Source organism: Stenotrophomonas sp. 22692, assembly GCF_052045015.1.
GTDB classification, from domain to species: Bacteria; Pseudomonadota; Gammaproteobacteria; order Xanthomonadales; family Xanthomonadaceae; genus Stenotrophomonas; species Stenotrophomonas geniculata.
The window spans coordinates 67119-81235 of sequence record NZ_JBQEMR010000012.1; the positions used below are offsets into that span (position 1 = coordinate 67119).

Genomic DNA, 14117 nt, shown 5'->3' on the forward strand with positions numbered 1-14117 from the left:
TGGCAATCGACGTAATGTGTATCCGCCGGGCATGGCCCGGCGCTACCACCAATGGAGTGGACTGTTGAAGAAGGTGCTGTACTTCGCCTTCGCATTGATGGCGCTGCCGCGGCTGTACGACTTCGTGTTCCATGCGGGTCACGTGCATGACCTGGTGGCGGCGGCAGGTTTTGCGGCGCTGCTCGTTGGTGGCCTCTGGGGCGAACGAGCGCGCAGGGCCTGCCCACCGGTAGCGCGGCTGCGGTACCTTGCCAACGCGGCCGCCACGTGCGGCGTGGTGCTGGTGCTCGTCGCGCTGTTGATGGAAAGGAAGGTCTTCGGCTGAGTAGCCGGTGATCGCGGCGACGATGCGGGGATGGGACAATGCCTTACCCGCCGCCCGCCGTGCCCGCAATGCTGATTGCCTTCAACAAGCCCTTCAACGTGCTCTGCCAGTTCACCGACCGCAGCGTGCCGCCGCGGCCGACCCTGGCCGGGTTTGGCCTGCCGCCGCGCGTGTATGCCGCCGGCCGCCTGGACCATGACAGCGAGGGCCTGCTGCTGCTGACCGACAACGGTACGCTGGCGCACAAGCTGACCGACCCGAAGCACAAGGCCGACAAGACGTACTGGGTGCAGGTGGAAGGCACCCCCAGCGACGAGCAGCTGCAGCGGCTGCGCGACGGCGTTGAGCTGAACGACGGGCCGACCCTGCCGGCGAAGATCGAGCGCCTCGATCCGGCGCCGTCGCTGTGGACACGGGATCCGCCGGTACGTTTCCGCAAGACCGTGCCTGACAGCTGGTTGGCGATCACGATCCGCGAGGGCCGCAACCGCCAGGTGCGGCGGATGACCGCGGCGGTGAACCTGCCGACGCTGCGGCTGGTCCGCGTGTCGATGGGACCCTACCGGCTGGACGACCTGCAGCCGGGCCAGTGGCGGCAGATCGGTTGAAATGAAAAGGCCGGAGCCCTTCCTGCGGAAGGACCCCGGCCCTGGCAGCGGCCGACGATCTCAGGCGTCGCTGCCGATGTCGCTGTGCTCATCCACCACGGTGTCATTGCGGCGGTCACGTGCATTGATGCGCTGCGCCTGCCCATTCACCACGTGGCCATTGGCGGCCTTCTTCTTCTGCTGCTTGCGGTACAGCGCATAGCCGAGCAGGCCCACACCGACCGCAGCTGCGGCCACGGCCACTGCCGGATTGCGGCGCACGAACTTGGTCGCGGCCTTGCCGCCGGTCTTCACTGCGCCGATGGCGGCGCCGGTCTTGATCCAGTCCGCATTGCGCAGGCTGCCACCGGCGCTCTTCAGGCCATCGCCGGCGGTGTGGGCCAGCTCCAGGGCGCGCTCCAGAGCGCGGTCGGTGATTACGGTCAGCTTGCTCATGCGGGGGGTCCTTTGCCTCGGGTCGAAGTCCAGTGTCGCGTGTTGCCCGTAAACGGTATGTCAGTCGAGGCCGCACGTGGCGTGACTTTACCGCAGCCATTCAGGATCAGGCAGGGTCCGCAACCGGTGGTGCCGGCAGGGCCGGTCAGGTCCCGCGTGGCTTGGCCCGGTGCGTGGCCGTGGCCGTCCACGGGTCATCCGGCCACGGATGGCGCGGGTAGCGGCCCTTCATCTCCTTTTTCACTTCGGCGTAGGTGTTTTCCCAGAAGTTGCGCAGGTCCTGGGTGACCTGCAGCGGCCGGCCACCGGGCGACAGCAGGTGCAGGGTCAGCGGCACGCGCCCATCGGCGATGCGCGGCGTATCAGCCAGGCCGAACAGTTCCTGCAGCTTCACCGCCAGCACCGGCGGCAACGGCTCGCCACTTTCGCTGTCCAACGCGTAGGTGATCGGCCGTTCCAAGCCTGAAGGTACGGTGATGCGGGTCGGCGCATGGCGCTCGACCAGCTGCCGCTGCGACCACTCCAGCGGCGACTTCAGCGCCTCGCCGAAGCTGGACTCGTCCAGCGCATCCAGACGGCTCTTGCCGGCGAACGCGGGCTGCAGCCACTGCGCACGGTTGGCCAGCAGGGCCGCGTCGCTGCAGTCGGGCAGATCCAACTCCGGCATCCAGCGCCGCAGTGATTCCACCCGTGCCTGCCACTGGCGCAGGCCTTCGGTCCATGGCAGCGCCTGCAGGCCGAGCTCGGCCACCGCGTCAGTCAGCGCCTGCGCGGCGTGCTGCGGATCGACCCGGCCGGCCGAGCGGCTGTCCAGCACGATGCGGTCGAAACGGGTCTCGCGCAGGGCCACCAGGGCGCGGCGCTCGCTGTCCCAGCGGACCACATCTTCGGTGACGAAGCGCTCCGGCCACGCCTTGCGCAGCTGGCCTTCGTCCACCGGTGCGGCACGCAGCAGCAGCGCATCGCGTGCCTCGAAGCGAAGCTCGCTGGCCACCAGCCACGGTTCGCCACGCAGGTCGCTCAGTTCGTGCAGGCGCGCGCTGCGACCATTGGCCAGCAGGTAGCGCAATGGATCGCTGGGATGCTGGAAACCGATCCGGTCGGGGAAGGCATGTGCGAGCAGGTCACCCAGTTCGTGGGCCTCGATGCTGGCGGGCGGCGCGGCATCACAGCGCAGGCGACGTCGCCACTGCTTGGCGGCCGCATCGATGGCGGCCAGACCGCTGCGGTTGGCGTCACCCGGTGCGCGGCCATTGCGGAACGCGGCCAGTGCGCGCCAGCGTGCCGCCAGCGCGTCACCGCCCTGGCGCAATGGGTCGCGCGCCTCCAGCAGGGCGGCCAGATCAGCGGCCAGCGCCTGCGCACGTGCATCGGGCGCCGCCAGCAGCATCGCCGCCATCCGCGGATGCGTGCCCAACGCCAGCACGCGCCGGCCAAGTGCGGTGATCGCACCGCTGCTGGACAGGGCGCCGAGCCGTTGCAGCAGTTCGCGTGCCGCGCCCATCGGACCGGCCGGCGGCGGGTCGAGGAAGCGCAGGTCGCTGCTGCCCCAGGCCGCCAGTTCCAGTGCCAGTCCTGCCAGTTCCACCTGGTCGATCTCGGCGCGACGCTGTGGCTCCAACCGCTGCGACTGCGGCCACAACCGCCAGGCCACGCCCTCGGCCACGCGTCCGGCGCGGCCGGCGCGCTGGTCGGCCGACGCCTGCGCGATGGCCACCACGTCCAGCCGGGTAAAACCGCTGTTGGGGTCGTAGCGCGGTTCGCGTGCCTGGCCACTGTCGATCACCACGCGCACGCCGGGCAGGGTCACCGAGGATTCGGCGACATTGGTGGCCAGCACCACGCGGCGGCGACCATCGCTGGCCACCTGCAGCACGCGCGCCTGCTGCTCCACCGGCAGTTCACCGTGCAGGGCCAGCACTTCGACGTTGCCGTCCAGCGATTCCTGCAGCCCGGCCTGCACGCGCGCGATTTCGCGCTGGCCGGGCAGGAACACCAGCAGGTCACCGGGGTGTTCGGCCAAGGCCTGCTGCACCGCGCGGCGCACCTGCAGTTCCAGCGCCTCATCGCGGCGCGCCGGGAAATGGCTGATCGCGACCGGGTAGCTGCGGCCCTCGCTGCTCAGCCGCGGCGCGTCGAGGAAGCGTGCCAGGCGCTCGCCATCCAGTGTTGCCGACATCACCACCAGACGCAGGTCGTCACGCAGCTGTGCCTGCACGTCGAGCGCCAGTGCCAGGCCGAGATCACCGTTGAGATGGCGCTCGTGGAACTCATCGAACAGGATCGCACCGACCTCTTCCAGCATCGGGTCGTCCTGCAGCATGCGGGTCAGGATGCCTTCGGTGACGACTTCAATGCGGGTGCGCGCCGAGACCTTGTTCTCGAAGCGGATGCGGTAGCCGACGGTGCCGCCCACCTCTTCACCGAGCTGCCGCGCCATGAACAGCGCCGCGCTGCGTGCGGCCACCCGGCGCGGCTCCAGCAGGATGATCTTCCGGCCCTGCAGCCACGGTGCATCCAGCAGTGCCAGCGGTACCTGGGTGGTCTTGCCGGCGCCGGGCGGGGCTTCCAGCACCAGTCGCGGCTGCGCGGCCAGGTGCTGCTGGATCTGTGGCAGCAGCGGGGAAATCGGGAAGAGCGGGGCGTTCATGTGCAAAGGATAAGGGGCCACGGCGGGCGCAGGTACAATGCGCGGGCACTTTTCCCCCGCGATGACCATGCACCTGATCGATATCGGCGCCAACCTGACCCACGATTCCTTCGACCGCGACCGTGACGCCGTGCTGGACCGCGCGCGCCAGGCCGGCGTGGTGCAGATGGTCATCACCGGCGCCAGCCGCGAGCACTCGCCGTTGGCCCTGCAGTTGGCCCAGCAGCATTCCGGCTTCCTGTACGCCACCGCCGGCGTGCACCCGCACCACGCGGTGGAATACACCGAGGAATGCGATGCCGAAATGCGCGCGCTGCATGCCCACGCGGAAGTAGTGGCGGTGGGGGAGTGCGGGCTGGACTACTTCCGTGATTTCTCGCCGCGCCCGGCTCAGCACCGCGCCTTCGAGCGACAGCTGCAGCTGGCCGCTGAGAATGGAAAGCCGCTGTTCCTGCACCAGCGCGATGCGCATGCCGATTTCATGGCACAGATGAAGAACTTCGAAGGCCGCATCGGCCCGGCGGTGGTGCATTGCTTCACCGGCGAACGCGACGAACTGTTCGACTACCTGGACCAGGACTGGTACATCGGCATCACCGGCTGGCTGTGTGACGAGCGCCGTGGCGCGCACCTGCGCGAACTGGTGAAGAACATCCCGGCCAACCGCCTGATGATCGAGACCGACGCACCGTACCTGCTGCCGCGCACGCTGAAGCCGATGCCGAAGGATCGCCGCAACGAGCCGATGTTCCTCTCGCACATCGTGGAAGAGCTGGCGCGCGACCGTGGCGAGGACGTGGCGGTGACGGCGGCCAATGCCACGGCGGCCACGCGCACTTTCTTCCGGCTGCCCGACGCGGGTTGATCCGTAGAGCCGAGCCCATGCTCGGCTTATCGCGCGCAGCGCGAAAGACGCAAAGAGCAGCCGAGCATGGGCTCGGCTCTACAAAGCGCTGTCCGGTAGCGAAGGGGCATGCCCGGCGAGCGAAGCGGCCAGCGCCTGCAGTCCTTCCCGATACGTCGGAAACCGCGGTGCCCACCCCAGCGCCACACGCGTGCCACGACTGTCGATGCGCTTGTTGCTCTGGTAGAAGCGCTGCAGCGTCGGGCTCAGCGCTGGATCGTCCCAGGCCACGGCCGGCGGCATCGCAAGCCCGGCCAGCTGCGCGGCGAAGGCCAGCACATCCTGTGGTGGTGCCGGTTCGTCGTCGCTGGGCAGGTACAGGCCCTGGTGGGTCGGTCGCTGCATCGCCGCGATGATCACTGCCGCAAGATCCTCTACGTGCAGGCGATTGAACACCAGGCCCGGCCGAATCACATGGCGGGCACGGCCTTCGGCCAATTGCAGCAGTGCGTTGCGTCCGGGACCGTACAGGCCAGGCAGGCGGAACACCGCAGAGGCAATGCCACGTTCTTCTGCAAGCGCACGCCATTGCGCTTCGGCACGCAGGCGCTGCACGCCGGCTGCTTCAGTGGCATCGGCTGCGCTGCGCTCGTCAACCCAGCCGCCGGCCCGGTCGGCATACACCGACGTGGATGACAGATAGCCCACCCAGCGCAGTGCCGGGCTGTCCTGCAGTGCCGGCAGCAGCAGACGCAGTGCCGGGTCGCCCTCGGCATCTGGCGGTACGCTGCACAGCACGAACTCCGCCTGTGCAATCTCATCGAGCAGGGCTGACGAAGGTGGCGCGTCGGCGCGCAGCTGATGCCGCAGCAGGCCATCGTCCGGCGCCGACGAGGGGTCACGCACCGTGCCGACGACGTGCACTCCCCGTGCCTGCAGCTGCGTGGCCAGCACGCATCCGCTCCAGCCCATACCGAGGATCAGCACCCGCGTAGGCAGCGCACTGGCCGGCAACGGGATGCTCACGCGCCGCGCAGTGCCTGGTAGGCCTGCAGGCTGCTGTAGGCGACCTGCAGCAACAGGGCTTCCTGATCGGCCTTGCGTGCACGCGCCAGCATGTCGCCGACGATCTGTTCGGCCTCGACCTGCTGGCCAGCCTCCAGGTCCCGCAGCATCGATGCCTTCAATGCAGAGCCGGCCTGGGTGAGGGTGCCGCGCGCGGTGTCCTGCGCGGCATCGGGAATCGGCTCACCGGCAGCTTCGGCCACGGCCAGGCACTCGTCGTACAGGCCACGCACGATCGCCTCGCCATCATCGGTGGCGACGATGGTGCCGATATCCGCACGCAGCAGGCAGGTCGCGGCGGCCAGCGCGGTCAGGAAGGTGTACTTGATCCACTGTTCCTGGCCGATGTGTTCGCTGGCCAGGTGATCAAGATTGGCCTGCGCGCAGGCGGCGGCGAAGGCACGTACGCGTGCGGACGCCGCGCCGCCATCGCGCTCGCCGAAGGTGAGCTTGGCCGGCTTACCCAGATGCAGCACGGCGCCATCGGGTGCCTTGGTGGCGCTGATGAAGCACAGGCCGCCCAGCACCGCCTCGCGGCCGAAGCGCAGGTCCAGCGCATTGTAGTGATGCAGGCCATTGAGGATGGGCAGCACGGTGGTGTTCGCGCCCACGGCTGGAGCAATGGCGTCGATCGAGCTGTCCAGGTCGTAGGCCTTGCAGCTGAGAATGACCAGATCGAAAGGCTTCTGCGCGGCCAATGTGGGCAGCGCATCGGCGGTCACGTGCTGCACCGGGAAGCGGGCATCGCCGATCGGGCTGCGGATGACCAGGCCATCGCGGTCCAGCTGTGCGGCGCGCGCGGGGCGTACGAGGAAGGTCACGTCCACGCCGGCCTGGGCCAGGCGACCACCGAAGTAACCGCCGGTACCGCCGGCGCCAAGGATCAGGATGCGCATTGCAGGTTCACCGTGTTCTGGGGGAATCATGAGTCCGATTGTGCCGGAGAATGCGGCCAACGGCGGTGCCCCCGTGGTGGTTCGCGGAAAGCACTGTTCATCGGGGGTGGCCGGGCGCGGCCACCACGGGAAGCAGATCAAGAGCGGAAGCGGGTCGTTCGCTGCGCTCGCTCGTGTAGAGCGGTGCTCAGGGCAGCTGTTCGCTGAAGTCCTCGGTGTATCCCAATAGAAGCGTGGTGCGGCTGGCCAGCGTGGCAGCCAGTTGTGACCAGATGTCGTGCGTTCCGGCAGCGTAGACACGCTGCAGGTCAGCAACCAACGCGTTTGCCTCTGCTGGCGATGGCGCGCTGTCGCGCTGGAAGCCCAGCCACGATGCGCCGAGTCCGAACAGGCGGTAGTCGTAGCGCTCCTGCAGGTGCCGTATCAGGGCGTGATTCTGGAAGATGTCCCAGTCCGCGCTGAAGTAGCCGTTGGGCAGGGCGGCGATCAGCAGGTCATCGCGGTCCACCGGCACCTGCTGTACGCAGACCGCTTCGTCGACGATGAGGTCGGGTGCGGCATTGGCCGTGACCAGCGTCTCGATGTGTGCGTCATTGCACAGCAAGGTACCCGGCAGGGTGGTCCATTCCAGCCGATGAGAGGAATGTTCGAGCTGCGCGACGACATGCGCCAGCAACCGCTGGCGTGCCGCCAACGCATCTTCGGGGGTTGCCGGGTCTTCGTCCTCGTACAGTGCGATGCGCGCGTCGTCGGACGCGTGCATGCTGGTGTAACGGCACTGACCGACATCGTCGAGCGTGCACAGATAGCGATGGCGGGGATTGGCCACGTGCAGCGACGCCAGGCAATCCAGTACCTCATCCAGCGTGGACGAATCGCCCAGCAACACATGGCTGAAGGCATCGATGGGGCCGTCCGACACGGCCTTGTCCAATGGAATGGAAGTGATCTTCATCGCCACAGCCTAGCCGCAATCCCAGACGAAAAGCGCCGAGCATCGGCTTGGAACGCTTCATCCACGCATGGCGTGGATCCATCGTGTCGACCAAGGTCGACACCCACCCACAGCAGCGGCAATCTGTCGAAGGCGGGGTGGGTCCGATTGCGGGGGTGTCCGCGGCATGGATGCCGCGGCCAAGCCCCCAGGGATGGGTTTACGGCGTCCCCCGCAACCGGACCCACCCCGCCAACCCACGGAATGCCAGCTTTTGATGTTGCCGTAGAAGTTGACGTTGATTCGGCGGGTGCAGGGCCGCAGGCCCTGCACGCAAAACTCAGCTGCGCATGCCCACGCCACGGCGCAGCAGCCACAGCGCCAGCGCCGTCAGCACCACCACGAAACCGATCATCAGGCCGTAGGCCACCGGCAGCGGCACATCGCTGCTGCCCAGCAGGCCATAGCGGAACGCATTGACCATGTAGAAGATCGGGTTCGCATGCGTGGCTGCTTCGGCCCAGCCCGGCAGCAGCTTCACCGAATAGAACACGCCACCCAGGTAGGTCAGCGGGGTCAAGATGAAGGTCGGCACGATCGCCACGTCGTCGAACTTCTTCGCATACACCGCATTGATGAAACCGGCCAGCGAGAAGATCGTCGCGCCCAGGATCACCGTGGTCAGCATCACCAGCGGGTGCGGGATGCGCACCGGGGTGAAGAACATCGCGATGATCAGCACGATCACGCCCACCATCAGGCCGCGCAGCACGGCGCCGGCCACGTAGCCCCACAGGATCACCCAGTTCGGCATCGGGCTGACCAGCAGTTCTTCCACGTGGCGACCGAACTTGGCGCCGAAGAACGAGGAGCTGATGTTGCCGTAGCTGTTCTGGATCACGCTCATCATCACCAGGCCCGGCACGATGAACTGCATATAGGTGTAGCCACCCATGTCACCCACGCGCGACCCGATCAGGTTGCCGAAGATCAGGAAGTACAGGGTCATGGTGATCGCCGGCGGCACCAGGGTCTGGCCCCAGATGCGCATGATGCGGGCGACTTCGCGGCGCACGATGGTCAGCAGCGCGACGCGGTTGCGCTGGCCGTCGGTCAGCTCGGTGGTGCTCATGCGGAAGTCTCCAGGTTGCCAGTGAGGCGCACGAACAGCTCCTCCAGGCGGTTGCTCTTGGTACGCATCGAACGCACGCGGATGCCGGCCTCGTTGAGCGTGGCGAACACGCGGTTGAGGTCCATTGCGCGTGGCATGTCGATGTCCAGCGTGTGCGGGTCCGGCGCGGTCAGCGTCGCGCCTTCGATCACCGGCAGCTGCGCCGGCAGCTCACCGTCGATGTCCAGCAGGAAGCCTTCCACGTCCAGCTTGGCCAGCAGGGCGCGCATCGGCCCCTGCTCGACGATCTGCCCATGGTTGATGATCGCCAGGTGGCGGCACAGGTACTCGGCTTCTTCCAGGTAATGGGTGGTGAGGATGATCGTGGTGCCGGCCGCATTGATCTCCTTCAGCACCCGCCACATGTCGCGACGGATCTCGATGTCCACGCCGGCGGTTGGCTCGTCCAGGATCAGCAGGCGCGGGCGGGTCATCATCGCGCGGGCGATCATCAGCCGGCGCTTCATGCCGCCGGACAGCGTGCGGCTCATCACCTGGGCCTTTTCCCACAGGTGCGCGCGCTTCAGCTCCTCTTCGGCGCGCTGTTCCGCTTCCTCGCGCGGCACGCCATAGAAGCCGGCGTAGTTCACCAGGATGTCGAAGGGCTTCTCGAACAGGTTGAAGTTGATTTCCTGCGGCACCAGCCCGATCAGGCGCATGGTGGCGCTGCGGTTGCGCACCAGGTCGCTGCCGAACACTTCCACCTGGCCCTCGCTGAGGTTGACCAGGGAGCTGATGATGCCGATCAGGGTCGACTTGCCGGCGCCGTTGGGGCCGAGCAGGGCGAAGAAGTCGCCCGGGGCCACTTCCAGGGAAACCCCCTTCAGGGCCTGGGTGCCGTTGTCATAGGTCTTGCGCAGGTCGCGCACGCGCAGGGCGGGCGCCGTATCGTTCTGGGATGCCAAGCTCGAAGCCTTCGCGCCCATGGGCTGGCGCTGGAGAGGGGCGGGGAGGGGCTATTATAGAAGACCCCGAGGGCTTGCCCCGGCTACACACTGTCCCGAAAAGTCGTGCCTGTTCAATTCCCCCTCAAGCTGGTCGGCTGCCGCATGCTGGCCCCGACCGTCGGCCACTACCAGTTCGTGCGTGACGATGGGCAGCCGCTGGATTTCCAGCCCGGGCAGTTCATCCAGGTCCATTTCAGCTACGCCGACGGCACTGAAACCAAGCGCAGCTACTCGCTGGCGACCATCCACGACCATGCGCTGGGCCCGGGCGAGGCGGTGGATATCGCGGTCAGTTTCGTGCCCGGTGGCGCCGCCACGGCCCTGTTCGAGGCGCTGGAGCCGGGCGGCCAGATCAGTGCGTCCGGCCCCTATGGCCGGTTCTGCCTGAATCCTGGCGACCACAATGCCCGTTACCTGCTGATCGCCACCGGCACCGGCGTCACCCCGTACCGCTCGATGCTGCCGCTGCTGGAAACGGCGATGGCCGAACGGGGCGTGCAGATCGTGCTGCTGCAGGGCGCGCGCAGCCCGGGTGAGCTGCTGTACAGCGAAGATTTCTACAGCTTCGCCGAAAAGCACGCGAACTTCCGTTATGTTCCGTGCCTGTCGCGCGAACTGCCGGCTGATCCTCACCCGGACGTGCAGCACGGCTACGTGCAGCAGGCGCTGGCCGGCTTCACGCCGGACCCGGCCACCGACATCGCCTACCTGTGCGGCAACCCGGACATGGTCGATGCCTGCGCCGAGCTGCTGAAGGCCGCCGGCCTGGGCAACCCGCAGATCCGCCGCGAGAAGTACGTCAGCAGCAAATAGGCCCGGGTAGTGCCGGCCGCTGGCCGGCATTCCCTGAACCGGAGGCGGCATCACGCCGCCCCCGGTGCCCTGCTTCAGTACGCGATCCACGCATCGCGCCAGGCCGCACCCACGCCCGGCCGGTACGCCTCGGCATTGACGTTGCACCACGCACCTTCCGGGAACGGGCGGCAGGCGTAGAGCCTGCCGTCGGTGCCCTTGACCACGGTTTCGCCCGGCTTGTAGCTGCCGATACCGGCCGGATACACGAAGTCGTAGTCGTCGCCCGGCGGCGGATCGATCGGGCCCGGCACACGGGTATCGATCTGGAACAGGTTGCCCGGCTTCAGGTAGACGCGGTTCTCGGTGGCCGAGGCGACCGGTGTGATCACGCCGTTCTTCATCACGCCTACGCGCGCCTGCTGCGCACTGGCGTTGACCTTGCGGGCCAGCGCCAGCGGCCACTGGTTCGCAGCGGTCTGACCTGCGGCCAGGGTGATCTCCGGGCGCTCAAGATCGTTGCCCTGAGCGTTGAACACGCGCAGGGTCACGGTGGTCCCCACGTCCAGCGCACCGCGGGCGGTGACCGGGCCGGCATCCTGCCACTGCGGCGGCGGGGTCACACCACCGCCCCCCTCAAAGCGCACGTCCGCGCAGGTATAGAACGCTTCACCGGAATCCGAGCGCTGCCAGGTGTTGTAGATGATGTGCTGGCCGCTGCGCTTGGGCAGCGGGCAATCCAGCTTGTAGACGTCGCCGGAGACCGGCACGTTGCCCACCGTGCAGAATTCCTGCAGGTCGGCCCAGCGCAATGGGCTGCCCGGCTGCCAGCCGCCGCGGGTGACGTAGAACTTCCACTCGCGGGTGGCATGCGGGGCCGGGGCCTTGAACTCGAAGGTGTAACGCCCGCGCGAATCGGCGTGGATCGGTGAGGTCGGCCAGTCACTGCGGTTCAGATCGAGGCCGCGGTACTTGCTGTTGCCGCCGCTGCACAACTCGCCATCTGGAACCACCGCTTGATGGTTGCCATTGGCGTTGGCCTGATTGACGCCTGCCCAGTCGTAGAACGGCTGGGCGCCACCGATGGCCTTGGCGGCAGCGCAGGCCGGGTTGGTCGGATTTTCGGGATTGCCCTGGTAACAGGAATAGACGCGGCTGGAGGGTTTGGACATGGTGCCGTGGGCGAAAGCGCTGCCAGAGGTGGCAATGCCTGCGATCACAGACAGCGCGATGACAGTCCGATATGACAGATGCATGGAGATCTCCTGTGGGTGGTGAAACCCCGCGAAGTCTCGGCATCCCACCCGCCCGCATCCATCGGATTACTTTGAAAAAAGCACCGCGTGGTTCCGTATGGGAACGGCTTCACACTCACGCGCTGGCGCGTCTCACGCTATGCAGGGAACGGCGCTCTGCCACCGTTCCCTGTACCCGGTCTCAGTACGCGATCCACGCATCGCGCCAGGCCGCACCCACACCCGGCCGGTACGCCTCGGCATTGACGTTGCACCACGCACCTTCCGGGAACGGGCGGCAGGCATACAGCTTGCCGTCGCTGCTCTTCACCACGGTCTGGCCCGGTACATAGCTGCCGATGCCCGCCGGGTACACGTGGTCGAAATCACCGCCCGGCGACGGCGTACCCGGGTCCGGCACCCTGGTATCGAGCTGGAAGCGGTTGCCGTCCTTCAGGTACACGCGATTGTCGGTGGCCGACGCCGACGGCGTGATCACGCCATTGGCAAGCACGCCCACGCGCGCATGTTGTGCACTGCCATTGACCTTGCGCGCCAGCGCCAAGGGCCACTGCGAGGCAGACGTCTGGCCGCTGGCCAAGGTCGTTTCCACACGTTCGACATCGTTGCCGCTGGCGTTGAACACCCGCAGTGCCAGCGTGGTACCCACCGGCAACTCACCGCGTGCGGTCACCGGGCCAGCATCCTGCCATTGCGGTGCCGGCGTCGTACCTCCGCCGCCGCCTTCAAAGCGCACGTCCATGCAGGTGTAGAACGCTTCGGTCGAATCCGAGCGCTGCCAGGTGTTGTAGATCACATGCTGGCCGGTGCGCTGCGGCAGCGTGCACTGCAGCTTGTAGGTGCCATCGGCCGACAGCGGCGTATTGCCCAGGGTGCAGAACTCCTGCAGATCGGCCCAGCCCAGCGGGCTGCCCGGCTGCCAGCCTTCGCGGGTGACGTAGAAGCGCCAGTCACGCGTGGCATGTGGCGCGGTCGCCTTGAACACGAAGGTGAACTTGCCATTGGCATCGGCGTGGATGGGCGTGGTCTGCCAGTCGCTGCGGTTCACGTCCAGGCCGCGGAAGGTGGGATTGTTGCCGCTGCACAGCTTGCCGTCGGGCACCACGGCCTGGTGGTTGCCGTTGGCGTTGGCCTGGTTGATGCCGTTCCAGTCGTAGAACGCCTGCGATCCACCAACCGCCTTGGCGGCGGCACAGGCGGGGTTGGTCGGATTCTCGGGATTGCCCTGGAAACAGGCATAGACGCGGCTGATCGGCGTGGTCATGGTGCCGTGGGCGGATGCATTCCCGGCCAGGCATAGGCCCGCAGCCGCGAACGAGGTGGCCATCAGCAACGGTATGGATCGGAATGACATGGCGCTTCCTTGTGGTCGTCGAATGAGAGCGGTGACCGCAGGAGCTGCGCTGCACGGCGGACTTTCGGCGGCACCACGGCGAGTATCGAGTCGCAGCGCAGGGTGCGGAACCATGGAAATGCCGATCCGTGACTGTGGGTGTGAAGCCCTTCCCGCAGGCTTCACGCGGGACTGAACGGATGCGCTGACGATCACGTCTTTGGCGTGGCAACGATCACGTCGTGGAGATCCTGCTACGTCGGCGCCATACCCATGCGATCCGCCTGGCATGAGAAGCAGCCGTGCGCCGCGTTGTGCAGCTGCACGAAGGCCACGGCAGGATCGGCAAACAGCGCGTCCAGCCGAGCGGAGACGTCCGTGCCCGCGCTGATCTCTGCGGCCAGCATCCATGCAGCCTGGTCATAGGCGCGCAACGAGATCATCCGGCGCTGTACGTACGGCGGTACTTCACCTGGCGGCAGCACGCATCGGGTCACGCCACGCTGCACGAAGATCGGGCCCGAGGCGTGATAGGGCGAATGCAGGGGCAGGTGCACATGGGACAACAGCAGCAGCTCGCTGCCACCGGGTGGATCGCTCAGGCTGATCCGGCAGGGGTGTCCTCCTGCTTCACCGGCCCAGCGACGCTGGATGCCCAGCGCAGCCAACGCGATGTCGCTCTTCTCGAACAGGTGCAGGAATGGGCGGTGGTCGATGCCACCGAGGTACCACGCATGCATGGGCGTCTCCTTGGTTTTCCGCGGATTCTGCGCATGCGCCGGCCGCCATGCTCGCCGTTTTCAGACCCCGCATCGCCATCGGGGCGGGAAGCGCCGGAGGGATCGCACCACAAGGCGCTAA

Annotated in this window: 14 protein-coding genes; 4 read left to right on the plus strand and 10 right to left on the minus strand. The window is 67.2% G+C overall.

Going from position 1 to position 14117, the window contains the following annotated elements; genetic code table 11:
- The first annotated feature begins 73 nt into the window (after positions 1-73).
- Positions 74-325 (plus strand): hypothetical protein, encoded by a 252-nt coding sequence (locus ACTJJM_RS11485; protein WP_440865567.1) that lies wholly within the window; start codon positions 74-76, stop codon positions 323-325.
- A 68-nt stretch (positions 326-393) separates the two neighbouring features.
- Positions 394-933 carry a pseudouridine synthase gene (locus ACTJJM_RS11490; RefSeq protein ID WP_043399505.1) on the plus strand — a complete coding sequence of 180 codons (540 nt, stop codon included), beginning with the start codon at positions 394-396 and terminating at the stop codon, positions 931-933.
- 60 nt (positions 934-993) lie between these two features.
- Here the strand turns inward: ACTJJM_RS11490 and ACTJJM_RS11495 are convergent, their stop codons facing one another.
- Entirely contained in the window at positions 994-1368 is a 375-nt protein-coding gene (locus tag ACTJJM_RS11495) for a hypothetical protein (protein WP_019336760.1), read from the minus strand.
- Between the two features lie 145 nt (positions 1369-1513).
- A complete protein-coding gene (hrpB, locus tag ACTJJM_RS11500) occupies positions 1514-4018 on the minus strand; it encodes an ATP-dependent helicase HrpB (protein ID WP_440865541.1) in 2505 nt (834 codons plus the stop codon).
- Positions 4019-4085: 67 nt separating this feature from the next.
- Between hrpB and ACTJJM_RS11505 the strand changes: the two genes are divergently transcribed.
- A complete protein-coding gene (locus ACTJJM_RS11505) occupies positions 4086-4883 on the plus strand; it encodes a TatD family hydrolase (protein ID WP_248854132.1) in 798 nt (265 codons plus the stop codon).
- Positions 4884-4961: 78 nt separating this feature from the next.
- On the opposite strand, the gene ACTJJM_RS11510 is transcribed toward ACTJJM_RS11505, so the two are convergent.
- The 5 genes from ACTJJM_RS11510 to ACTJJM_RS11530 form a co-directional block, all read right to left on the minus strand.
- Positions 4962-5888 carry an epimerase gene (locus ACTJJM_RS11510; protein ID WP_440865543.1) on the minus strand — a complete coding sequence of 309 codons (927 nt, stop codon included), beginning with the start codon at positions 5886-5888 and terminating at the stop codon, positions 4962-4964.
- Positions 5885-6823, minus strand: coding sequence for a 2-dehydropantoate 2-reductase (panE, locus tag ACTJJM_RS11515; RefSeq protein ID WP_071305567.1), 939 nt, complete (start codon positions 6821-6823; stop codon positions 5885-5887). Before panE ends, ACTJJM_RS11510 begins: the two co-directional genes overlap by 4 nt.
- A gap of 187 nt (positions 6824-7010) precedes the next feature.
- On the minus strand, positions 7011-7778 hold the full coding sequence (locus ACTJJM_RS11520) for a hypothetical protein (protein WP_440865545.1): 768 nt from the start codon (positions 7776-7778) through the stop codon (positions 7011-7013).
- A 319-nt stretch (positions 7779-8097) separates the two neighbouring features.
- The gene (locus ACTJJM_RS11525; RefSeq protein WP_019336752.1) at positions 8098-8889 is read right to left on the minus strand and encodes an ABC transporter permease; all 792 of its coding nucleotides are present in this window, start codon (positions 8887-8889) and stop codon (positions 8098-8100) included.
- The gene (locus tag ACTJJM_RS11530; RefSeq protein ID WP_181389982.1) at positions 8886-9854 is read right to left on the minus strand and encodes an ABC transporter ATP-binding protein; all 969 of its coding nucleotides are present in this window, start codon (positions 9852-9854) and stop codon (positions 8886-8888) included. Before ACTJJM_RS11530 ends, ACTJJM_RS11525 begins: the two co-directional genes overlap by 4 nt.
- Positions 9855-9938: 84 nt before the next feature.
- Between ACTJJM_RS11530 and ACTJJM_RS11535 the strand changes: the two genes are divergently transcribed.
- Complete coding sequence (locus ACTJJM_RS11535; protein WP_440865548.1) at positions 9939-10688, plus strand: ferredoxin--NADP reductase; 750 nt, start codon at positions 9939-9941, stop codon at positions 10686-10688.
- Positions 10689-10762: 74 nt separating this feature from the next.
- Here the strand turns inward: ACTJJM_RS11535 and ACTJJM_RS11540 are convergent, their stop codons facing one another.
- From ACTJJM_RS11540 to ACTJJM_RS11550, 3 genes are all read right to left on the minus strand, one after another.
- Positions 10763-11923 carry a lytic polysaccharide monooxygenase gene (locus ACTJJM_RS11540; RefSeq protein ID WP_197597587.1) on the minus strand — a complete coding sequence of 387 codons (1161 nt, stop codon included), beginning with the start codon at positions 11921-11923 and terminating at the stop codon, positions 10763-10765.
- A 181-nt stretch (positions 11924-12104) separates the two neighbouring features.
- Positions 12105-13277, minus strand: coding sequence for a lytic polysaccharide monooxygenase (locus ACTJJM_RS11545; protein ID WP_164191666.1), 1173 nt, complete (start codon positions 13275-13277; stop codon positions 12105-12107).
- Positions 13278-13510: 233 nt separating this feature from the next.
- Complete coding sequence (locus ACTJJM_RS11550) at positions 13511-13996, minus strand: DUF1203 domain-containing protein (protein ID WP_440865551.1); 486 nt, start codon at positions 13994-13996, stop codon at positions 13511-13513.
- Positions 13997-14117 lie beyond the last annotated feature (121 nt).

Bases quoted from the DNA above. Each gene is read 5' to 3' on its own strand.
- ACTJJM_RS11490 (WP_043399505.1), top strand. From the start codon at position 394: ATGCTGATTGCCTTCAACAAGCCCTTCAACGTGCTCTGCCAGTTCACC.
- ACTJJM_RS11495 (WP_019336760.1), bottom strand. From the start codon at position 1,368: ATGAGCAAGCTGACCGTAATCACCGACCGCGCTCTGGAGCGCGCCCTG.
- hrpB (WP_440865541.1), bottom strand. From the start codon at position 4,018: ATGAACGCCCCGCTCTTCCCGATTTCCCCGCTGCTGCCACAGATCCAG.
- ACTJJM_RS11505 (WP_248854132.1), top strand. From the start codon at position 4,086: ATGCACCTGATCGATATCGGCGCCAACCTGACCCACGATTCCTTCGAC.
- panE (WP_071305567.1), bottom strand. From the start codon at position 6,823: ATGCGCATCCTGATCCTTGGCGCCGGCGGTACCGGCGGTTACTTCGGT.
- ACTJJM_RS11520 (WP_440865545.1), bottom strand. From the start codon at position 7,778: ATGAAGATCACTTCCATTCCATTGGACAAGGCCGTGTCGGACGGCCCC.
- ACTJJM_RS11525 (WP_019336752.1), bottom strand. From the start codon at position 8,889: ATGAGCACCACCGAGCTGACCGACGGCCAGCGCAACCGCGTCGCGCTG.
- ACTJJM_RS11530 (WP_181389982.1), bottom strand. From the start codon at position 9,854: ATGGGCGCGAAGGCTTCGAGCTTGGCATCCCAGAACGATACGGCGCCC.
- ACTJJM_RS11540 (WP_197597587.1), bottom strand. From the start codon at position 11,923: ATGCATCTGTCATATCGGACTGTCATCGCGCTGTCTGTGATCGCAGGC.
- ACTJJM_RS11545 (WP_164191666.1), bottom strand. From the start codon at position 13,277: ATGTCATTCCGATCCATACCGTTGCTGATGGCCACCTCGTTCGCGGCT.
- ACTJJM_RS11550 (WP_440865551.1), bottom strand. From the start codon at position 13,996: ATGCATGCGTGGTACCTCGGTGGCATCGACCACCGCCCATTCCTGCAC.